Source organism: Methylobacterium sp. Leaf361, from assembly GCF_001424445.1.
GTDB lineage: Bacteria > Pseudomonadota > Alphaproteobacteria > Rhizobiales > Beijerinckiaceae > Methylobacterium.
The window spans coordinates 499,560-520,501 of sequence record NZ_LMPY01000012.1 but is presented as its reverse complement, the minus strand read 5'-3'; the positions used below and the strand labels follow the sequence as shown (position 1 = coordinate 520,501).

21 protein-coding genes are annotated in these 20,942 nt (G+C 72.4%); 11 read left to right on the top strand and 10 right to left on the bottom strand.

Annotated elements, in window-relative coordinates; genetic code table 11:
- Positions 1–30 precede the first annotated feature (30 nt).
- From ASG32_RS11995 to ASG32_RS11980, 4 genes are read right to left on the bottom strand one after another with little or no spacing between them, the layout of a single operon-like run.
- Positions 31–1,026, bottom strand: a complete 996-nt coding sequence (locus tag ASG32_RS11995) for a Gfo/Idh/MocA family oxidoreductase (protein ID WP_056526036.1) — start codon at positions 1,024–1,026, stop codon at positions 31–33.
- Positions 1,026–2,207 carry a methyltransferase domain-containing protein gene (locus ASG32_RS11990; protein WP_056526033.1) on the bottom strand — a complete coding sequence of 394 codons (1,182 nt, stop codon included), beginning with the start codon at positions 2,205–2,207 and terminating at the stop codon, positions 1,026–1,028. Before ASG32_RS11990 ends, ASG32_RS11995 begins: the two co-directional genes overlap by 1 nt.
- A 44-nt stretch (positions 2,208–2,251) precedes the next feature.
- A complete protein-coding gene (locus ASG32_RS11985; protein ID WP_056526030.1) occupies positions 2,252–3,181 on the bottom strand; it encodes a hypothetical protein in 930 nt (309 codons plus the stop codon).
- A 40-nt stretch (positions 3,182–3,221) separates the two neighbouring features.
- Positions 3,222–4,412, bottom strand: coding sequence for an inositol-3-phosphate synthase (locus tag ASG32_RS11980; RefSeq protein ID WP_056526026.1), 1,191 nt, complete (start codon positions 4,410–4,412; stop codon positions 3,222–3,224).
- 349 nt (positions 4,413–4,761) lie between these two features.
- Between ASG32_RS11980 and ASG32_RS11975 the strand changes: the two genes are divergently transcribed.
- The 7 genes from ASG32_RS11975 (at position 4,762) to ASG32_RS11945 (ending at position 11,138) form a co-directional block, all read left to right on the top strand.
- Entirely contained in the window at positions 4,762–6,018 is a 1,257-nt protein-coding gene (locus tag ASG32_RS11975) for a transglycosylase SLT domain-containing protein (RefSeq protein ID WP_056526174.1), read from the top strand.
- 307 nt (positions 6,019–6,325) lie between these two features.
- Positions 6,326–6,562: a hypothetical protein gene (locus ASG32_RS11970; RefSeq protein ID WP_020092591.1), complete on the top strand. Its 237-nt coding sequence runs from the start codon at positions 6,326–6,328 to the stop codon at positions 6,560–6,562.
- A gap of 140 nt (positions 6,563–6,702) precedes the next feature.
- Positions 6,703–7,764: an MBL fold metallo-hydrolase gene (locus ASG32_RS11965; RefSeq protein WP_056526023.1), complete on the top strand. Its 1,062-nt coding sequence runs from the start codon at positions 6,703–6,705 to the stop codon at positions 7,762–7,764.
- A gap of 153 nt (positions 7,765–7,917) precedes the next feature.
- Positions 7,918–9,537, top strand: coding sequence for an ABC transporter substrate-binding protein (locus tag ASG32_RS11960; RefSeq protein WP_056526020.1), 1,620 nt, complete (start codon positions 7,918–7,920; stop codon positions 9,535–9,537).
- Between the two features lie 98 nt (positions 9,538–9,635).
- A complete protein-coding gene (locus ASG32_RS11955; RefSeq protein WP_042675621.1) occupies positions 9,636–9,881 on the top strand; it encodes a hypothetical protein in 246 nt (81 codons plus the stop codon).
- Between the two features lie 194 nt (positions 9,882–10,075).
- Entirely contained in the window at positions 10,076–10,489 is a 414-nt protein-coding gene (locus ASG32_RS11950) for a histidine kinase (RefSeq protein ID WP_056526017.1), read from the top strand.
- A gap of 337 nt (positions 10,490–10,826) precedes the next feature.
- Positions 10,827–11,138, top strand: coding sequence for a hypothetical protein (locus ASG32_RS11945; RefSeq protein ID WP_056526013.1), 312 nt, complete (start codon positions 10,827–10,829; stop codon positions 11,136–11,138).
- 58 nt (positions 11,139–11,196) lie between these two features.
- Here the strand turns inward: ASG32_RS11945 and pcaD are convergent, their stop codons facing one another.
- Both pcaD and ASG32_RS11935 read right to left on the bottom strand, forming a co-directional pair.
- Positions 11,197–11,994, bottom strand: a complete 798-nt coding sequence (gene pcaD / locus ASG32_RS11940) for a 3-oxoadipate enol-lactonase (protein WP_056526010.1) — start codon at positions 11,992–11,994, stop codon at positions 11,197–11,199.
- Between the two features lie 89 nt (positions 11,995–12,083).
- Positions 12,084–12,356, bottom strand: a complete 273-nt coding sequence (locus ASG32_RS11935) for a DUF2061 domain-containing protein (protein WP_020092598.1) — start codon at positions 12,354–12,356, stop codon at positions 12,084–12,086.
- 206 nt (positions 12,357–12,562) lie between these two features.
- Between ASG32_RS11935 and ASG32_RS11930 the strand changes: the two genes are divergently transcribed.
- A complete protein-coding gene (locus tag ASG32_RS11930; protein ID WP_056526007.1) occupies positions 12,563–12,832 on the top strand; it encodes a hypothetical protein in 270 nt (89 codons plus the stop codon).
- On the opposite strand, the gene ASG32_RS11925 is transcribed toward ASG32_RS11930, so the two are convergent.
- Entirely contained in the window at positions 12,819–13,199 is a 381-nt protein-coding gene (locus tag ASG32_RS11925; RefSeq protein WP_056526004.1) for a hypothetical protein, read from the bottom strand. The genes ASG32_RS11930 and ASG32_RS11925 overlap by 14 nt on opposite strands.
- Positions 13,200–13,313: 114 nt before the next feature.
- Between ASG32_RS11925 and ASG32_RS11920 the strand changes: the two genes are divergently transcribed.
- Positions 13,314–13,742 (top strand): DUF1810 domain-containing protein, encoded by a 429-nt coding sequence (locus ASG32_RS11920; protein ID WP_056526001.1) that lies wholly within the window; start codon positions 13,314–13,316, stop codon positions 13,740–13,742.
- A 4-nt stretch (positions 13,743–13,746) separates the two neighbouring features.
- Here ASG32_RS11920 and ASG32_RS11915 read toward each other — a convergent pair whose 3' ends face one another.
- A complete protein-coding gene (locus ASG32_RS11915; protein ID WP_056525997.1) occupies positions 13,747–16,206 on the bottom strand; it encodes a PBP1A family penicillin-binding protein in 2,460 nt (819 codons plus the stop codon).
- Positions 16,207–16,366: 160 nt separating this feature from the next.
- Positions 16,367–17,029 carry a DUF308 domain-containing protein gene (locus ASG32_RS11910; RefSeq protein WP_056525994.1) on the bottom strand — a complete coding sequence of 221 codons (663 nt, stop codon included), beginning with the start codon at positions 17,027–17,029 and terminating at the stop codon, positions 16,367–16,369.
- Between the two features lie 194 nt (positions 17,030–17,223).
- Here ASG32_RS11910 and ASG32_RS11905 point away from each other — a divergent pair, with 194 nt between their 5' ends.
- Together ASG32_RS11905 and ASG32_RS11900 are read left to right on the top strand one after the other, a co-directional pair.
- Positions 17,224–18,501 carry an HlyD family secretion protein gene (locus tag ASG32_RS11905; RefSeq protein ID WP_056525991.1) on the top strand — a complete coding sequence of 426 codons (1,278 nt, stop codon included), beginning with the start codon at positions 17,224–17,226 and terminating at the stop codon, positions 18,499–18,501.
- Positions 18,502–18,506: 5 nt separating this feature from the next.
- Positions 18,507–20,177, top strand: a complete 1,671-nt coding sequence (locus tag ASG32_RS11900; protein WP_082557838.1) for a DHA2 family efflux MFS transporter permease subunit — start codon at positions 18,507–18,509, stop codon at positions 20,175–20,177.
- Between the two features lie 68 nt (positions 20,178–20,245).
- On the opposite strand, the gene rimM is transcribed toward ASG32_RS11900, so the two are convergent.
- Positions 20,246–20,941: a ribosome maturation factor RimM gene (gene rimM, locus ASG32_RS11895; protein WP_056525985.1), complete on the bottom strand. Its 696-nt coding sequence runs from the start codon at positions 20,939–20,941 to the stop codon at positions 20,246–20,248.
- Position 20,942 lies beyond the last annotated feature (1 nt).

Below are 20,942 nucleotides of genomic sequence, written 5' to 3'. Positions count from 1 at the left end.
GTGGCTCCGTGGCTGCGTATCCTGTGTCCGCTACCCCTGCCCGTAGGCGCGGGCGACGAGCCGCATCGTGTGAAGGTCCCGGGACGCCGCGTACGCGGCCCGCTCCTCGGGCCGGCGCAGCGCCGAGCCGAAGGCGCGCACCTGCTCGGTGAAGGGCGAGCTGTCGGCGTCGAAGGCGAGCGGCTCCGTGCGGCCGCTCGCGCCGTCGACGAAGGTCAGCGAGCCGCCGGCCGTCTGGCCCATCGTGTTCTCGGCGACGAGCATGCCCTTCGTGCCGACCACCTCCAGGCGGCGGCGGGGCAGCGCGTCGGGGCAATTGTAGGCGACGTGCAGGCTCGCCAGTGCGCCGCCCGCGGTCCGCCCGATCAGCAGGGCGCCGTCGTCGACCGCGTAATCCTGGGCCTTGGTCTGGGTGAGGGCCGCGAGGTCGGCGATCGGCTCGCCGAGCAGGTAGTCCACGAGATCGAGCCCGTGCGGGGCGAGGTCCATCAGGGCACCGCCGCCGGCCTGGGCGGCGTCGATCCGCCAATTGGGCTGCCCGGCCTCCGACCAGTCGCGACCGAGCCAGCAGGCGTAGACGATCCGCACCGCCGTCACGGTCCCGAGCCGGCCGGCCTCGACCTGCCTGCGGATCGCCCGGTGGGCCGGGTGGTGCCGCTGGTCGAAGGCCGTCCCGTAGAAGATCCTCTGGGAGTCGACGGCGTGCGCGATGGCCTCGGCATCCGCCAGCGTCGCCGCCATGGGCTTCTCGCACAGGATTGCCTTGCCGGCAGCGGCCAGCGCCTCGACGGCGCCGCGGTGCAGGTGGTTCGGCGTCGCCACGTAGACCGCCTCGACTGCGGGCTCGGCGATCAGGCCGGCGAGATCGGCGTGGACGCGGGCACCGGCCCGCTCGGCGGCCGCGCGGCTCTCCGGGTTCGGATCGCTGACCGCCACCAGCCGGTGCCCGGCCGCGCGGATGCCGGGCTCCATGTAGTCGCGGGCGACCCAGCCGTAGCCGACGATGCCCCAGCCGACCGCGTCCATCACCACCGCTCCGGCAGGTCGACGAACTCGCGCACGCGCACGCGCTGCGTTTCCGACGCATCGAGGCTTTCGTCGAAGGTCAGCGACTCCGGTCCCGGGGAGTGCAGCGGGTACGTGGCGCGCGGGGCGTACTCCGCCTCGTAGCGCTCCGAGGGCCAGCGGATGACGTAACCGCCGCCCTCGGGCACGTAGAGCGGGTTGAGCCGCAGCACGGTGCCGGGCTTCGGCAGGGTCAGGCCGTCGACCAGGGCGCGCGGCGCCGGGCGCATCCCGGGACCGCACACCACCGAGAACGCCTCGCAGCTTCGCAGGGCGGCGGGGTCCTGCGGGCCCGGCGCCCGCGCCTCGACCAGCGCCCGGGTCAGCTCCGCGTCGTCGTAGACCAGGGCGTCGGGGAAGAACTCGGCGATCTCCTCGGCCGTCACCGCGCGTCCGGCCGAGAAGCCCGGGCAGTCGCGGTTGTGGATGTGGCTCAGCGCCAGCCAGCCGTCGTCGCCGGCGTTCTGGCGGAGGTTCTCGAGGAGCGCCGCCTTGTCGTCGAGGAAGTAGAAGGCGTCGTTGCAGACGACGAGGTCGACCGGCGCCCCAGGGATCGGCCAGTGGGGCGAGCCGGCGTCGAAGCAGACGAGCTGCGCCTTCTCGGCGACGACCCAGTGGCGCGCCACCCAGAGCTTGGCGAAGACCACGTCGGCGCCGGCGACCTTGCAGCCGCGCCGCTGCAACTCGCGCAGGTAGTGGCCGATGCCGCAGGCGAACTCGAAGACGCAGACGGGCTCGTTCCAGTGCGCCTCCAGCAGCGACAGGCCGGCCAGGAAGGTCGGGTCGCTCCAGCGGTGCAGGAAGTAGTCGCCGACGCGGCCCCAGCCGAGCAGCTCGACCGCGTCGCGGAGGGTCGCCTCGCGGCGCGTCTTGATCAGGCGGATGATCCCGGCGGGATCGGCCGGCGGCCCGTTCCACCAATCGTCCTGATCGACCAGCAGCGCGGCCAGCGCCTCGTCGGGCTCGCCGGCGTCGAGATGGGCGAGCACCCGCTCGACCAGGCCCGCGCGGTTGATCCGCAGGTACGGGATGCCGTCGATCACGGGCCAGCGCGCGCCGGTCTCCGCGTCGCGCAGGGCGTGCGGGCCGTCGGCCTTCAGCGGGTTGCCGGTGTCCGGCGATCTGAGTTCGAACGGGATCATGGTTCTCGGGGCCGCCCGGGCAGATGGGCGACCGGGTCCGGCGATCAAGGGATGCGCATGTCGGCGAGGACACGATCGTGGAAGCCCTTCACCGGGCCGGCATGGACCAGTTCCCACTCGTCGAGCACCATCCCCATCGTGGTCGAGGCCCCGCGCAGGTGCTGGGCGATCTGGAGGACGCGGTCGATGCAGTCGGCCGCGTGGAAGGCGCGGCCCTCGGCGGTGGCGTCGTCGGGCAGCACCGCCCGGGCGCGCTCGACCTGGGCCCGCAGGGGCGCGTCGAGCTCGGCGAGCGCCCAGACGGTGGTGGTGGCCATGATCGGGCCGAGATGGTCGCCGAGCAGCATCTCGCCGGTGAAGCCGGCATCCGGCATGGCGGCGTTGTGGAAGTGGTGGGCCATCGCGGCCAGGAACACGGTGCCGGGATCGGCCCGGTAGAACGGGCTGAGGCAGACGCCGTAGACCGCCACGATCAGGCAGTGCTCGGCGTGGTTCTCCGGCGGCTCCAGCAGGATCCGGGCGCGGCCGGGACAGGTGACGCCCGCCCGCGGCTGCTGCGCAAGGGCGCCGACGAAGCCCGGCAGCGGCCCGGGCCGGCCGGCCGGACGCGGCGCGAGCCGCGCGCGCAGGCGGTCGCGGAGGTCCGGATCGAACTCTCCGGTGACGGCGTCGAACCCCGCCACCAGCACCGCGGAGGCGGCCTCGTCCGAGAGCCCCGCCGCGGTCAGGAAGGCCGCGTCGAGGTCGCAGAGGCGCGTCGCGGCCAGCGTGACGGCCGCGATGTCGAGGGCGACATCGTCGGGCGCGGCGCCGCCGGTCAGCAGCCCCCAGCCCTGCGCGAACAGCCGCTCGGCGATCGAGCCCGTACGGCCCGCGGAGCGGACGCGCTTGAGGTCGTTCATCTCGACCAGAAGGTCGCGCAGCGCCTCCGGCGCGGCGCCCCCGGAACGGGGCGGCTCAGTCTCGCTTGGCATCGTCTCGTTCCGAAAAGCCGCCCCCTGGTTCTGACGAAACCTAGTGCACGCCCAGCCAGTCGCGGAGCATCTGCTCCTGCTTGCCGAAGGCGTGCTCCGGACCGTGGCCGTTCTTGACCATCGGCGCCTTGAAGAAGGTCGAGAGCTGCTCCTGCACGCCGCCGTCGCCGCGCTTGCTCGCGAGATCGAGGACGCGGGCGATCTCGATGACGAGCGGCGCGGCGAGGATCGAGTCCTTGCAGAGGAAGTTCACCTTGATCTGCATCCGCTGGCCCATGAAGCCGGTGACGTCGATGTTGTCCCAGGCTTCCTTGTCGTCGCCGCGCGGCCGGTAATAGTGGATGTGCACGAGGTGGTCCTCGACCGGGTAGCCGAGGATCGAGTCGAGCACCGTGCCCTTGGTGTTGAGCTTCGACTGCAGCGAGTTCGGATCGTTCAGGGCGAGGCCGTCGCGGTTGCCCAGGATATTCGTCGAGAACCAGCCGTCGACGTGGAGGGCGCGCGCCTTGAAGGCGGGGGCCAGCACCGTCTTCATCATGGTCTGGCCGGTCTTGCCGTCCTTGCCGGCCACCGGGACGTTCAGCTCCTTGGCGAGGTCGAGGAGCGCCGGGACGTCGGCGGCGACGCTCGGGGTGAAGTTGGCGTAGGGGATGCCGCTCTTGATCGCCGCGTAGGCGTAGAGCATCGCCGGCGAGATCGCCTCGTCGCTCGAATCCAGGCCCTTCTCGAAGGCGGCGGTGGAGTTCAGGGTCGGGTCGCTGAGGTCGGGCCAGCGCTCCGTGGAGGCGAGGTTCACCACGACCACGTCGTCGAGGTTGCTCTCCTTCTGGAAGCGGCGGAGATCGTTGGCGATCACCGAGACCGCCTCGCGGTGGTCCTTGGCGACGATCCGGTTCTGACCGTCGATGTTCTTGCAGAACTTCGCGCTGCCGACCGCCGGCCAGGGCGTAATGCCCTTCAGGACCTGGGCGCCGTTCTCGATGTCGTCCTTCGAGAGCACGCCGTGCCCGCTCGCCGCGGAGGCGAGGTCGTCGCCGTTCAGGTCCCAGCCCCCGAAGACGAGGTCCTTGTAGTCGGCCATGCCGGCCACGGAGAGACCGGCGAGCGGCAGCCCGTCGAGACGGTTGGAGCCGGATTTGATCATCTCGATGCCGGCGATGGCGGTGGTGGCGACGGCGCCTCCCATGCCAACGAAGGCGACACCGACGCGGCGACCGGACTGCATGCTCATCGGAAACTGATGTCCTTGTGCGGACGCGGGTGGCGTCTTGAAGGGTCCGTCCTGGGACGGAAATTCACCCCCCCGGGGCCGTACCTAACTGGCTCGGCGGTGCTCCGTTCCAACCCGAATGCGACAACATCGCCCCGTCGTCGTCCCGCGCGCGGCCGGTCGGCCGCCGGTCGGCGGCGTTAACGGGGCCCTAAGTGGGAGGGTTAACCCTTCCTTGACCGTGCCACGCTTGGATCACGGGGCCGTCCCATTCTGGTCACGGCCGGCGTCGATAGGGCCGCCGCTTCCAGAAAAAACCCGGCCGTCAGAGCCGGGCGGACGCAAGGACCGATCTAGAAGAGGACCGATGATGGGGGTTTTCCCGGAGCCGGCGCGTTGCGCCGACGACGTGAACCGACTCGTGCCGCAGACCCTGACCGGCACGGGGCATTTCGAGGATGAAGCCGTGGCGTGGCTGCCGCGGGCCGGGCGCGACGCAGGGCGCCGGTCACTTCGCCGCACCGGCCTCAGCCGGATCTCCGGGACGCTGGCCCTCGGGCTCGTCGCCGGGTTCGGCCTGCCGCAGGCCGCCTTCGCGCCCGCCTACTTCGCGCCGGCCGCTCAGGCGCACGACCGGGTCGACACCAGCCCGCGCGTCGCTCAGGAACTCGCTCAACGCGCGTTCGAGCCCGCGGTTCCCGCCGAGGCGCCCGCGGCATCGGCAGACGCACCGGCACCGGCATCGGCACCGGCGAAGGATGCCTGGAACGGCCTGCCCCTGCCGGAGCAGGAGCCCGCCACCACGGCCCTGATCCAGGACGACCTCGCGGCCCTGCCGCGGGTGACGCAGGAACAGGACGCGGTCAAGTTCGGCGAGCGCAGCGTGCCGCGCAAGGTGGTCGACACGATCGTCAAGGCCTCCGACGAGGCCGGCGTCGATCCCGTCTACATGATGGCGCTCGCCGACAAGGAATCGAGCTTCGACACCGCGGCGAAGGCCGCGACCTCCTCGGCGCAGGGCCTGTTCCAGTTCGTTGCCCGCACCTGGCTGGAGATGATCCGCGCTTACGGCGCGCGCTACGGGCTCGCCGAGGAAGCCGCCGCCGTGAAGGGTCGGGGCGCCGCGATCACCGTGACGGGCAGCATGCGCGCCCGGGTGCTCGGCCTGCGCAACGACCCGCGCGTCGCCGCCCTGATGGCGGCCGAGCTGATCAAGCGCGACCGTGACCGGATCGAGGCCCGGGTCGGGCGCGCGCTCACCACGACCGAGCTGTACCTCGCCCATTTCCTCGGCACCGCGAGCGCCGGGCGCTTCCTGTCGCTCTCTTCCGAGAAGCCCGACGAGGTCGCCGGCCGCGAGTTTCGCACCGCGGCGCGGGCCAATCGCGGCCTGTTCACCGAGAAGACGGGCGGCAAGCGCCGCAGCCTGACCGTGTCCGAGCTGCACGACCGGATCGACGGCATGATCGACCGGCGGCTGACCCGCTATCAGGGCGTGGCGGCGGTCGCCGAGGCGCTCGACAGGGCGCCGGCTCAGAGCGACGTCGCCGCCACCGAGGAGACGGTTCCGGTGGCCGGCAACCGCCGCGTCGAGGTGACGGAGGCGCTGCCGCCGGACGGCGTGTGAGAACCGGATCGCGGCGCCGGCCCGCCTGAGCGGGCCGGCTCGCGGCTTCGGCCCGACGGATCTGGCCCGCCGGATCCGCCGGACGGGCGGCTCTCCCGGCCGCGTCCGCCGAGGAAGCCTCCCGCGCCGGGCCGCGCCGGCCCGCGGCGTCCCGAAGCGCGGGGCGGGTCGGGCGCGGCGCAGCGAGGCCGGAAGCGGCCTTCGCCCGACCGTGGAGCGGCCTCAAAGCTCGGCTTTTAAGGCACTGTTAACCATAGCAAGACCAATCCTGTCGGCAGACTACTTCTCTTAGAGATGCTTGGCGCCGATGCCCCGCTACTTCATCGACCTGCACGACGGCTCCCAGCCGATCCACGATGAGGTCGGATTCGACCTGCCGGACCTTCCGGCGGCCCGCGCCAAGGTCACCCGGATCATGTCGGCGATCGCCCGCGACATGCTGCCGGAGGTCGAGCGCCAGGATTACGTGGCCTGCGTCCGCGACGGCGTCGGCAAGGTGGTCTACCGGGCGCGCCTGTCCCTCGCTGCCGAGATGGTGGAGTGAGCCGGCGCGCTCCGGCCGCCTGATGCGTCCCTGCAGACGTCGCTGAGCGACGTCCCTGAGACGGCGCCGAAACCGCCCTGAGGCTCCCCGCCGCGCCGCGCAGTGCTTGACCGGCCCCCGGTTCCGGCCATCTCGGACCCATGAAACGGCGCAGCCTGCTCACGGTCGCGAGTGCGGCCACGGTCATGACGCTCGGCGGCGTCGGCTACGCCGCGCACCGGCGCGGCCGGAACCCGTACTACCGCGGCCCGACCTCCGACCATTTCGACGGGTTGCGGTTCTTCCTGCCCGGTCAGTCCACCGACAAGGCGCTCCCCGACGTGCTGCGCTGGCAGGCCAAGCGGCAGCGCGAGCCCTGGCCCAAGAGCTTCCCCAGCCCCTACCCGGCCGACCGGCCGCCCGAGCGCGTCGAGGGCCTGCGGGTCGTGCTGATCGGCCACGCGAGCTACCTCGTTCAGGTCGCCGGCCGGAACATCCTGATCGACCCGGTCTTCGCCAAGCGCGCGAGCCCGGTCCGCTTCGCCGGGCCGAAGCGCGTCAACCCGCCGGGCATCGCCTTCGCCGACCTGCCGCCGATCGACGCGATCCTGGTCACCCACAATCACTACGACCATCTCGACGGGCCGAGCCTCGCCCGGCTCTGGCAGGCGCACCAGCCGCTGATCGTGGCGCCGCTGGGCAACGACACGATCCTGCGCGGCTACGACGACACGATGCATGTCGAGACCCGCGACTGGGGACAGTCGGTCGATCTCGGCGACGGGCTGCAGGTCCACCTGACGCCCGCGAACCACTGGTCGGCCCGGGGCGTCAACGACCGGCGCATGGCGCTGTGGTGCGCCTTCGTGATCACCTCGCCCCGCGGCGTGCACTACCATGTCGGCGACACCGGTTTCGGCGACGGCGCCCTCTTCTCCGACGTGCGGGCGCGGTTCGGGCCGCCGCGCCTCGCGACGCTGCCGATCGGCGCCTACGAGCCGCGCTGGTTCATGCAGGCGCAGCACGTCGACCCGGCCGAGGCGGTGAAGGTCTTCGGCCTGCTCGGCGCCGAGCAGGCGCTGGGCCATCACTGGGGCACGTTCCAGCTCACGGACGAGGGCGTCGAGCGGCCCGCCGAGGCGCTGGCGGCGGCCCTCGGCGGGGCCGGCATCGCGGCCGAGCGCTTCGTCGCCCTGAGGCCCGGCCAGGTCTGGGAGGCCTGACCCCCGGGCTATCCGGGGGACGCCGGCGGCCATTGGGCACGATGCGTGCATCATTCTGTATGCAGCATGGGGTGGAGGCCCGGGCCGCGCCGCCGCGCGCCCGAGGGCAGGTGCCGTTCCGTGCGGCGCCCGCGCCTTCAGCCGAGAGACACGATGAACCCGATCAAGCCGACACGCCGATCCCTGATGGCCGGGGGCGTCGCCCTGGCGGCGCTGGGGGCGGCGGGCCGCGCCGGCGCGCAGGGCGCGGCCCCCGGCGCCCTGACCTACGGCATCTCCATGACCGACCTGCCGCTCACGACCGGCCAGCCGGACCGGGGCGCGGGCGGCTACCAGTTCACCGGACTGACCCTCTACGATCCCCTGGTCGCCTGGGAACTCGACGTCGCCGACCGGCCGGGCAAGATGGTGCCCGGCCTCGCCACCGCCTGGGAGGCCGACCCGGCCGACCCCAAGGTCTGGACCTTCCACCTGCGGGAGGGCGTGGCCTTCCACGACGGGTCGGCCTTCGATGCCGACGCGGTGATCTGGAACTTCGACAAGGTGCTGAACAAGGAGGCGCCGCATTTCGACCAGCGGCAGGCGTCCCAGGTCCGCCCGCGCCTGCCCGGCGTCGCGAGCTACCGGAAGGTCGACGTCAAGACCGTCCAGGTCGTCACCAAGACGCCCGACAGCCTGTTCCCCTACCAGATGCTCTGGTTCCTGATCTCGTCGCCGGCGCAGTACGAGAAGGTCGGGAAGGACTGGGCGAAGTTCGCCTTCGAGCCCTCGGGGACCGGGCCGTTCCGGATGGGGCAGCTGGTGCCGCGGGTGCGCCTCGAGCTGCTGCCGAATGCCGGCTACTGGAACCCGAAGCGGGTCCCGAAGCTCGCGAAGCTGACCCTCGCCTGCGTCCCCGAGGACCTCGCCCGGGTGAATGCGCTCCTGTCCGGCAGCGTCGACCTGATCGAGACGCCCGCGCCCGACGCGGTGCCGCGCCTGAAGGCCGCCGGCATGCGGGTCGTGGGCAACGAGACGCCCCATGTCTGGAACTACCACCTGTCGATGGTGGAGGGCTCGCCCTGGCGCGACCTGCGCCTGCGCAAGGCCGCCAACCTCGCCATCGACCGCGCGGGCGTCGTCGAGCTGATGGGCGGCCTCGCCCAGCCCGCCGTCGGTCAGGTTCAGGAGTCGAGCCCGTGGTTCGGCAAGCCGGGCTTCAAGATCCGGACCGACGTCGAGGCGGCGCGCAAGCTCGTCGAGGAGGCCGGCTACTCGGTGAAGAACCCCGTGAAGGCCACGGTCCTGATCCCGACCGGCGGCACCGGGCAGATGCTGTCGCTGCCGATCAACGAGTTCGTCCAGCAGAGCTGGGCCGAGGTCGGCATCCAGGTGGCGTTCAAGACCGTGGAGCTGGAGGTGGCCTACACCGCGTGGCGCCAGGGCGCCGCGGATCCGAGCCTCAAGGGCGTCAGCGCCGGCAACATCGCCTACGTCACCTCCGACCCGTTCTACGCGATCCTGCGCTTCTACGATTCGCGGCAGATTGCGCCGAACGGCGTGAACTGGAGCCACTACCGCAATCCCGAGGTCGACGCCCTCTGCGACAAGGTGAAGGCGAGCCTCGACGTGGCCGAGCAGAACCGGCTGCTCGCGCGCATCCACGAAATCGTCGTGGACGATGCCGTGCAGGTCTGGGTCGTTCACGACACCAATCCGCACGCTCTGTCGTCGCGGGTGAAGAACTACGTCCAGGCGCAGCACTGGTTTCAGGACCTGGCGACGCTCGCCTGATCAGTCCGGATCTGTGTCGGCTCCGGGAAGAACGGGAGAACATCGGGAACGATCGGCGCGAGGACGGGTTGGACTCCGAACGCACGAAGGAGAGTCCCATGAAGACCCTGCTTGCCGGCGCCGTCCTGGCCGCCTCCCTGACGAGCGTCGTCCCCGCTGCGGCGCAGCGAATCGACATCGGTCCCGACGGGCCGAGTGTCGACCTGCGCTCCCGCGCCCAGCGGGATCGCGACTTCCGCCGCGAAGAGTATCGGCGCGACCGCGCCTATGACGAGGATCGTCTATACCGACGCCAGCGGTTCGACGACGACCGCCCGGTGACGCGGCGCGGCTACGGATACTGAATCACCGCGCGAATCGCCTGTCGGCGATTGTGCGCTCTCTTCGGGGGTCGGCTCGCGCCGGCCCCTTTTTCTATGCCGCGTCTCCGAAGCGCGGCCCGGGACAGCACGCAACCCACAGGGTCGAATTTCGCACTTGCGGCACGGTGAGTCGGAGACTAGGAAGATCGAGCATCAAATTTCGGGAGCATCTGGCAATGACCTCACGTTTCATCAGTGGCTTCGCGGCGGTCACCCTCGCGGTGTGCGGCCTCTCCGCTCCGGCCGCTTTCGCCAAGCCGATGAGCGGGACGAGCGCCGTCAAGATGATCGACACCGACAACGACGGCACCGTCGACATGAAGGAAGTGGAGGCGGTGGCCTCGGCGACCTTCGACCGTCTCGAGAGGGACGCCGACGGCACCCTCGACGCCAAGGAGCTGAAGGGCCGCCTGAGCGCCTCCGGCGTGAAGCAGGCCGATCCGGACAGCGACGGCACCCTCGACAAGAAGGAGTACCTCGCGGCCGTCGGCGAGCGCTTCAAGCTGGCCGACCCGGACAACGACGGCACCCTCGACGCCAAGGAGCTGAACTCCAAGGCCGGCAAGGCTCTCCTGGCCCTCATCAAGTAAAACCGTCCGCGCGCTCCTGATGGAGCGTGGATGAGCGAGGCCTCCGCGGCGCTGACCGCGGGGGCCTTGCTGCGTTCATGGCGACCCTGAACCTTCGCCCGGACGCGCCGATCCATGGGGCCTGCACGTAAAAGTTGTGGATCGCGGCGATTGCTCTGCGGGCTCCGGCCGCTCCCGCGCCTGCGGAACGTCCTACACCCCGTCCAACACCCAGTCCGACACCCCGTCCGACCGCCGCGGCGGCTGCGACGCTCGACCGCTCGCCGGGCGCGATCGGAGGGAGTTGACGGTCCGCAACCTGTAGGTGCACCCTCGAGGTGGTTGAGGGACCAAGACGATGCGGAACGGCTCACCAGAGGACGACGGCAACGCGAGACGCCGCGCGAGACCGGTCGCGCTGACCGAGGGACCGCACGGCGCGGCGGCGGACGGACGCGACCGGATTGCCGGGAGCCGGCCGGAGCGCGCGGACGCGGAGCCGACGGCAACGCTCGGCGATCTCGGCGACGCCCTGCTCGCGGCCTATCGACTGGCCGAGCAGGACGGCGACGCGCTGACCGTGTCGCTGCTCGGGCAGGCGCTGCTGCGGACCGGGCGGCGCCTGGCGCGCGGGATGTCGCCCGCCGATGTCGGGATCGCCTGCCACTGAAGCGGCGCGCGGTCCCGGACACTCGGGCGACTGACGGGACGGCGCCGCCGCGGCCCGCCTACGCGCCCGGCGCGGCGCGGTCGAGGAAGGCGCGCAGGTAGCCGCCGACCGCCTCGGCGCGCTCGACGGCGAGCAGGTGCGCCGCCCGGGGCAGCACGACGAGTTCGGCCTGGGCGATGCCGCCGCAGATCTCCTCGGCCATGGCCGGGGGCGTCGAGGGATCGTCGCGGCCGGCGATCACCAGGGTGGGCGCGGTGATGGCTCCGAGCGCGGGACGGAGATCCATGCGCCCGATCGCCCCGCAGCACACCGCGTAGCCGGCCGGATCGCAGGCCAGGAATCGCTCGCGGACAGCCCGTACCGTCTCGGGGGCGCGCTCCGCGAAACCCGGCGTGAACCAGCGCCCCAGCGTCGCCTCGACCACGGCCGCCGTCCCCTGGGCGCGCACGGTCGCGGCGCGCTCGTCCCAGCTCTGCAGGCTCGGCAGGAAGGCCGCCGTCGCCATCAGGGTGGCGCTGAGCGCGCGTCCGGGATCGGCGCTCGCCAGCGCCTGCACGGTCATCCCGCCGAGCGAGAGGCCGACGAGATGGGCGCGTCCGATGCCGAGGGCGTCCAGAAGGCCCGCGAGATCGCCGGCCAGATCCGCGATCGCGACGGGCCCGTCGCGCGTCTCCGACCCGCCGTGGCCGCGCGTGTCGTAGCGCAGCGTCCGGTAACGCCCCGTCAGCGCGGGCACCAGCGCGTCCCACATCTCCAGGGTCGCCCCCAGCGAGTTCGAGAAAGCGACGACCGGGGCGTCCTCCGGGCCCTCGAGGTGGTAGCGGAGGCCGAGTCCTCCGACGGTGATCTGCGGCATGCGGCTCTCTCCGGTTCGGGCTCTCGAGGATGTCACGCCGCCGGGCGGCGGGGCGGAGCTGGCGGGCAACGCGGCCTCCCGGACGGGTCTCAGGCGCGACCGAGGGGAATCAGGCCCCAGCCGCGCTCGTGGAGGTAGTACAGCACGGTCTTGGTCACGGTCTCGGTCGAGGCGATCGAGCCGGCGACCAGCACGCTGCCGGTGAACAGGTAGGACAGCAGCAGCGTGTCGAGGCTCCCGACGACGCGCCAGCTCACGGCCTTGGCGATCGAGCGGAGGCGGCTCTCCCCGGCTGGGGGCGCGCGCGTCCGTGCGGGCTCGGGTGCGCGGGCATCGCGGGTTGGGACGTCGTCGGCGGGCATGCGGGCTCCCTGCGGTCGATCCGAAACGCGCGCGGTGGCGCGGTCCATTATGGGGCGGCGCACCGGATGCTGCCCCGCCGGATCGCCCGGCGCGCGGATGACGATGCCGCGAGCCCCGCGCTCCGGAGGAGCGTCTTCAACATGGGTCAATGCGCCGGCGGCCGAAACGCTCGACAAGAGCGGTGCGAGCACAGCGGAGACCGGGGATGCACGAGCCTGCGATGGGCGACGCCGCGATCCGACCGGCGGAGTTCTGGGACACGGTCGGCGGCCTCGTGACCGCCAAGGTCGAGCCGGTGATCGGCCGAGCCGACAAGCAGCCTGGTCCCATCATCGACTACCTGCGCGACCTGGAGGCCCTGGCGCGGCGCCAGTGCTCCAGCCGCGAGACGGTCCAGATCATCGCCTCGGGCCGGCGGCTCCTCGGAGACCGGAGCGAGATCGGGCCGTCGGACGGACCGTTCACCCGCGCCTGAGCCGGGTACCCGGCAGAGCCGCCCGCGCCATCCGCGACCGGACCAGATAGATCGCGGCCGCGACCGCCCAGGCCGCGCAGGTCGGCGCCACCCACTGCTGCAGGTTCGGCAGGGACCAGCCGTACAGGAACTCGGCGCCGAGATGCGCCTGAACGGCGTCCCAGCCCGCGTGCTTGAGGACGTGTTCCCGCTGCCCAGCCTCGCGGCCGTAATAGTAGGTCGAGACCACGAGCGCCGCGACGCCTTCCGGTCGGGGACTGCGCAGCAGGATCAGAACGGCCGCCATTCCGGCGGTCTCGGGGATCGCCGTCAGGGCGTGGCTCATCGCCGGGTTCGCGACCATGAAGGCGACGAGCGTTCCGAGCATGGGCGGCGCTTACACCAATCCCGGCGCGGCGTCAGCGGCACTCCGGACCCGCGCCTGCATCACCGGCGGGCGCCGCGCGGTTGACGGTGCGGGACCGGAACAACGGAGCCGCGCATGAGCGACACCTACGACCTCGGCCGCTTCGTCGCCGCGCAGGAGGGCGTCTACGGGCGCGCCCTGGCGGAGTTGCAGGCCGGCGACAAGCGCAGCCACTGGATGTGGTTCATCTTCCCGCAGATCGCCGGGCTCGGCGCGAGCCCGATGGCGCAGCGCTACGCCATCGGGTCTCTCGCGGAGGCGCAGGCCTACGCGGCGCACCCGGTGCTCGGCGGGCGCCTGCGCGCCTGCACGGCGGCCGTCAACGCCGTCGCCGGGCTCTCGGCCCACGCGATCTTCGGCTCGCCCGACGATCTGAAGTTCCGCTCCAGCATGACGCTCTTCGCGCGCGCCGTGCCGGGCGAGCCGGTCTTCGCCGACGCGCTGGCGCGCTACTTCGACGGCGACCCCGACCCGCGGACGCTGGCGAAGCTCGGGACGGGCTAGGCCCTCACCGGCCCCACAGCCCGACCCGCTCGGCGCGCGCCTGCTCCTCCGCGCCCAGGAGGTCCGGCGGGGCGTCCTCGGAGGCGCGGGCGCCGCCCGCGGCCAGGATCAGCCCGGCGAGGTCGTCGCCCTCGATGCGGCAGCGGGCCGTGGCCCCGTCGGACAGGCCGGTGCAGACCACCTCGCGGCGGCGCAGGTAGCTGGCGAGCTGGCGGGCGAGATGGCCGCGCTCGCCGACCACGCCGAGGAGGCGCACGACCCGCCCGCGCAGGTTGAGGGTGCCGGTATCGATCACCTCCGGCACGCCGCGAACCTCGCCGGCCGCGACAGGTTCGGCCGCGGGCGCGGCGGCGGCCCGGGCCGGCTCGGCCCGCTCCGCCGAGGGGCGGGCCTTGCCCTTCGCGAGCTTCTCGGCGGCCCGCTGGACGAAGTCGTGGAAGATCCCGGCCGGCATCTCGCCGCCGAACATGCGGTTCATCGGGCTGTCGTCGTCGTTGCCGACCCAGATCCCGACCACGAGGTCGGGGGTCATGCCGACGAACCACGCGTCGCGGAAATCCTGGCTCGTGCCGGTCTTGCCGCCGATGATCTGGCCGGGCACCCGCGCGGCGCGGCCGGTGCCGGATTCCACCACCGCCTGCAGCGAGTCGAGCATCATGGTGCGCGGCTCCTGCGCCAGCATCGGGCCCGGGCCCGCGTCGGCGCGGACGTAGAGCGGCTGCGGCGCGGCCCCGCGGATCGCCTGGATACCGTAGGACTGGAGCGGGGTGCGCCCGGACAGGACCGAGCCGTAGGCGCGGGTCATCTCCAGGAGGCTCACGGCGCCCGAGCCGAGGACGAGGCTCGGCACGTTGGGCAGGTCCGACTGGATCCCGAGCTTGCGGGCGGTGGCGATCACCGCCGGGATGCCGACATCCTGCCCGAGCTGGGCCGCCACGGTGTTGATCGAGAGCGCGAAGGCGGTCCGCAGGGGCACGGGCCCCCGGTAGCGGCCGTCGTCGTTCTCGGGCTGCCAGTCGCCGATCTGGACCGGGCGGTCGACCATCACGGATTCCGGCGTGTAGCCCTTCTCGTAGGCCGTCAGGTAGGCGAGGAGCTTGAACAGGGAGCCGGGCTGGCGCTTGGCCTGAACGGCGCGGTTGAACTGGCTGTCCTCGTAGTCGCGGCCGCCGACCATGGCGAGGATCGCGCCCTCCTTCGACAGCACCACCATGGCGGCCTGGCCGACCTTGCGGCGGGCGCCGTCCTTGTCGAGGCGGCGGGCCACGACGCCCTCGGCGAGGCTCTGCAGGTCGAGGTTGAGGGTCGAGCGCACCGTCATGTCGCCGTCGGTGCCGGCGAGGCGCTTCACGTCGCCCGCGATCATGTCGAGGAAGTAGTTGGTGCCGGGCGGCGCCTCGGGGGGCGATTTCAGGGTCACGCTCTGCTTGCGCGCGGCGTCGGCCTCGGCCTGCGAGATCGCGCCGGTCTCGACCATGGCCTGGAGCACCACGTCGGCGCGCTCCTTGGCGCCCCCGAGGTTGCGGGTCGGGGCGAGCTGCGAGGGCGCCCGCACCAGACCGGCCAGCATCGCCGATTCCGGCAGGTTCAGCGCCTTGGCGGGCTTGCCGAAGTAGCGGCGCGCCGCCGCGTCCGCCCCGTAGGCGCCGGCGCCGAAATACGCGGAGTCGAGGTAGCCGAGCAGGATCGCGTCCTTGCTCATGGTCGACTCGACCCGCAGCGCCAGGAAGGCTTCCTGCACCTTCCGCCAGAGCGTCTTCTCCTGGTTGAGGGAGGTCAGGCGGACATATTGCTGGGTGATGGTCGAGCCGCCCTCGCGCACGCCGCCGCCGCGGAGATTGCGCCACGCCGCCCGGGCGAGGCCGCGCAGGTCGATGCCCCAGTGGCTGTAGAAGCGGCGGTCCTCGATCGCCACGATCGCCTGGGCGAGGTGCGGCGGCAGGTCGGCCGCGGTGAGCTTCTGTCCGCGGAAGCTGCCGCGGGTGGCGAAGACCCGGCCGTCGTCGGCCTCGACGGTGATCGCCCGCTGGCCGGTCTCGACCACGGCGCCGCCCAGCGGCGGCAGGCTCACGAAGGCCGCGAACAGGTAGATCGCCAGCGCCAGGGCCGGCAGCAGGACCACCAGGGCGGCGGCGAGCAGGGCCGGGTGCCGGCGGCCGAGGATCGGCCGGGAACGCCGGTTCAGGGCGCGCGCGTCCGTCTCCTCGACGGCGGGCGGGCGCTCCGCCGGTGCCCGTCGCGCCCGCGCCGCGCGCTCCGCCGCGCGGGCCGACAGGGCCCGGCCGGTCCGCGCGAGGCCGAGCGCGGCCGCGGCGAAGAGGGTCCGGAGATGGCGCGCGAGGTCGCGCGCGGCCCGCCCGGCCTCCCGGGCGGCGAGCCGCGGGTCCGGGGCGTCGACGGCGGGGTCCGGCTTCGGCGGTTTCGGCCCGTCGGCCGGGGCGCGTTCCGGCGCGTCGGGCGTCATCGTGGTGGGTGTTCCGGGACCGGCCGATCCGGCCGACCGAGCCTTCTAAGCCGCATCCGTCGCGGTGTCCCGCAGCCGCGGGGTCGCGGGACGGGCGGCGCGTCGATCGCGCCGCCACCGTGTGGATCGGGCCACGGGGCCCGATCCGGTCCCGGCCGGCTCACCGGCCGAGCGGCGCTCCCGGACCGACGGCCCCGTGCTGGGCGCGCAGCTTGAAGGCCAGGATCAGCAGGAGGATGCCGAAGGCGAAGGTGTAGGAGCCGATCCACCACGTCAGCACCAGGGCCGACATGCCCGGGTTGATGAGCAGCGCGAGGCCGAACAGGATCGACACCACGCCGCCGAGGCCCAGCCACCAGCGCCCGTAATGGAGGTGCAGGCGGAAGGCGGCGGCGATCATCAGGCCGCCGGTGACCAGCGCCCACGCGGCGAGCAGCAGCACGAACGCCCAGACGGCGGCGGCCGGCACCAGCACCGCCGCGACGCCCACCACGATGTCGACGAGGCCCTCGACCAGCAGGAAGCCCCAGCGCTCGTGGCGCTGCGCGGCCCGGACCGCGCCGACGACGGCGACAACGCCGTCGACGAGCATGTAGGCGGCGAAGAACAGGACCAGGGACAGCACGAAGGCGCCCGGCGCGATGAACGCGATCGCCCCGAACAGGACCGCGATGACGCCGCGCAGGGCGACGAGCCACCAGTTCCGCGCCAGGGCCGCACTCATGGCGTCGAGGCGCGCCGCGCCGACGAGCGGGATGCCGGTGGGGGTGGTCGCGGGGCCGGAACCGGGGCGGTTCGGCGTCGGGGATGGGCTGCTGGTCATGGCGAACTCCTGGGCCTTGAGGCCGGGAACGGCAAAGGTTCCGGGCGCAGAACGCCGCAGTGCGGCATGCGTTCCTAGGCGGGCTGATCCGCGCGTGGAACCTTGGGCCTGCGGCCGGCTTTTGCTGCCTGAGGCGGGCGATGCGACAAGCCCGGTCACCCCCGGGTGGCCGGCCCATCGGGCGACGACTTTCCATGTTCGACGATCAGCGGCACCTCTCCGAGGACGAGGCGCGCCCGCGGCCGGCCGACGGCCGGGCCGTCGCGCGCGAGCGCGACGTGCTCGATCTCAACCGCGCCGTGCCGGCCGCGGACCGCGAGACCGACCGCGAGACCGCGCGCAAGCCCGGCGCGGACGAGGCCGACGGCGCGCCCGAGGCGCAGGACGGGCAGGCCGACGACGACGCGGCGGATTCCGACGACGACGGGGACGAGGCGCGGCGCCCCAACGTCCTGCGGCGCCACCCGCTCGCGTTCCTGCTCGGCGGGCTCGCGGTCGTCGCGCTCTGCGTCGGCGTGTTCTTCTACTGGCTGCTCTACATGCACCCCTACGAGAGCACCGACGACGCCTTCGTCGACGCGCGCAGCATCTCGATCCAGCCGAAGGTCGGCGGCTACCTCGTGGACGTGCCGGTCACCGACAACCAGCACGTCGAGGCCGGCCAGATCCTGTTCCAGGTCTTCCAGCGCGACTACGACATCGCCCTCGACCAGGCGAAGGCGCAGGTCGCCGCTGACGAGGCCGGCATCAAGAACATCGACGCGCAGATCCAGGCGCAGTACGCCAACATCGAGGTGTCCAAGGCGCAGGTCGCCACCGCCGAGGCGGCGCTGAAATTCGCCCAGGAGGACGCGGCCCGCTACAAGGACCTCGCCGAGCGCGGCTCCGGCTCGGTCCAGCAGTCGCAGTCGGCGACCTCGACGCTGCAGCAGCGGCAGGCGGCGGTTCAGAGCGCCAATGCCAGCGTGGTCGCCGCGCAGAAGCAGGTCGGCTCGCTCCAGGCCCAGAAGGCCTCGACCCAGGCGCAGCTCGGCCGCGACCGGGCGCAGGTCGAGCAGGCCGAGTTGAACCTCGGCTACACGACGGTCCGCGCCGTGCAGGCCGGCCGCGTCGTGCGGCTCACCGGCGGCGTCGGCCAGCTCGCCCAGGCCGGCCAGACCCTGGCGATGTTCGTGCCCGACGATATCTGGGTGACGGCGAACTTCAAGGAGACGCAGATCACCGACATGCGGCCGGGCCAGCCGGTCGACATCGAGATCGACGCGTATCCCGGCCGCAAGATCCAGGGCACGGTGGCCTCGGTGCAGCCGGGCTCGGGCACGGCCTTCAGCCTGCTGCCGGCGCAGAACGCCACCGGCAACTACGTGAAGGTGACCCAGCGCATCCCGGTCAAGATCGTGGTCAAGACCTGGCCGACGGACGTGTCGATCGGCCCGGGCATGTCGATCGTCCCGACCGTCACGGTGCGGTGAGCAACGTGGCCGGCCGGGGGAGCGCGGCCGCGCCCGGGCGCAGGCCGGGTGCGGGCAAGGCGGCAGGCGGCAAGGCGGCGGGCGGCAGGTCCGCGTCCGGGAAGGCGCCGGGCGGCCACAATCCGTGGCTGATCGCCGGCGTGGTCGCGCTGGCGACCTTCATGGAGGTGCTCGACACCACCATCGCCAACGTGGCCCTGCGCTACATCTCGGGCGGCCTCGCGGTCGGTCCGGACGAGGCGGCCTGGGTGGTGACGAGCTACCTCGTCGCCAACGCGATCACGCTCACGGCGTCGAGCTTCCTGGCCAAGCGCTACGGCCGCAAGGCGTTCTTCATGTGGTCGGTGGCGCTGTTCACCGTCTCGTCGATCCTGTGCGGCTTCGCCTGGAGCCTGGAATCGCTGCTGCTGTTCCGGGTGATGCAGGGGCTCGGCGGCGGCGGCATGGCGCCGCTCGCGCAGTCGATCCTGGCCGATTCCTTCCCACCGGCGAAGCGCGGCCAGGCCTTCGCGCTCTACGGGGTCGCCATCGTGGTGGCGCCGGTGATCGGCCCGACGCTCGGCGGCTGGCTCTCCGACAACGCCTCCTGGCACTGGTGCTTCCTGATCAACGGGCCGGTGGGCGTGATCGCGCTGGGGCTGATGTACTGGCTGATCGAGGACAGCGACGCGGCCAAGAAGGAGCGCCGCGCCCTGGTGCGCAAGGGCATCCGCTTCGACATCGTCGGCTTCGTGCTGGTCGCCCTGTTCCTCGGCTCGCTGGAGGTGATCCTCGACGAGGGCCAGCGGAAGGACTGGTTCGGCACCTCGACGCTGATGAACGTGTCCGGCGTGCTGATGGTCGTCTCGTTCATCGCCATGATCCCGTGGCTGCTGACCCGCGAGAACCCGGCCGTCGACCTCCGCCTCATCGGCAACCGGCAGTTCGGCTCGTGCTTCCTGGTGATGATGTTCACCGGGGCGATCCTGATCGCCACCACGCAGTTCATCCCGCAGATCACGCAGGAATATTACGGCTACACCGCCACCCTGTCGGGCCTCGTCCTCGGCCCGGGCGGCATCGTCACGGTGGTGATGATGTTCCTCACCGGCCGGATCTCGTCCTACGTCCAGCCGAAATGGCTGATCGCCACCGGCATGACCATCGTGGCGCTGGGCATGTACGACCTGACGCGGATCGACGGCAGCACGACCTTCGCGTTCTTCGCGTGGTCGCGGGTCTATATCGGCATCGGCCTGCCGATGGTGTTCCTGTCGATCACCTCGGCCTCGTACGAGGGGATCCGCAAGGACCAGACCGACCAGGCCTCGGCGCTGATCAACGTCGCCCGCAACGTCGGCGGCTCGATGGGCGTCTCCCTGGCGCAGAACATCCTGGCCTACCGGAGCCAGTTCCATCAGAGCCGCCTCGTGGAGAGCGTCAACCCGGCCTCGCCGGCGTATCAGGAGACCATGCGGCAGGCGACGCAGTACTTCTCCGAGCACGGCTACGCCGGGATCGAGGCCCAGAACCAGGCGACGGCGTGGATCGGGAGCGTCCTCAGCACGCAGGTGGCCTACTGGGCCTATATCGACGTGTTCTGGGTGCTCGGCCTCGTCGCGGCCTGCGCGGTCCCGCTGGCCCTGAGCCTGAAGAGCGTCAAGCTCGGCGGCGGGGCGCCGGCCGGGGGGCACTGAGGGCGGTCGCGGCCAGGGCGCCGCCCGGCCTCCGGACGCGCCGCCGGCGCGCGGACCGACCGCCGTCCCTAGCCCGGATCGTCGGCGGGCTTCTCACCCGGCGCCGCGAACAGGTCCTCCGGCGCGACGACGGTGACGCGGCGCTGCGCCACGTCGAGGACCGGCACGAAGGCCTTCGTGAAGGGCAGGAGCGCGGTGGCGCCGCCGTTCGGTGAGCGCAGTTCCAGGAGGTCGCCGCCGCCGTAATTCGGCACGGCCACGATCGTCCCGACGAGGGTCCCGGCCTCGTCCACCGCCGCGGCGCCGATCAGGTCGGCGGCGTAGACCTCGTCGTCGTCCTCGGGCGCGGCCAGACGGTCGCGCGGAACGTACAGGGCGACGCGGTTGAGCGCCTCCGCGGCGCTGCGGCCCGAGACGCCCTTGACCCGGGCGATCAGCATGTCGGGCGACGGGCCGGGGGCGGGACGCACGTCGGCGAGCGTCAGCGTCCGGCCGTCGGCCGTCTGGAGCGTTCCGTAGCCGGCGATCGCCTGCGGATCGCCGGTGTAGGATTTGAGCCGGACCTCGCCGGTGAGGCCGTGCGCCCGCCCGAACTCGCCCAGCAGGACGAGGTTCGGATCGGGCGGTGCGGGCCGGGGCGCCGGCTTGGGGGCCGGCGCCTTGGGCGAGGTCGCCGCGTCGGGCGCGATCTTGCCGATCGCCGAGCTCGTGCGGCCTCGGCGGCCGCCGTCGCGGGAGGTGGGACCTGCGGGGCGGCGCGCCATG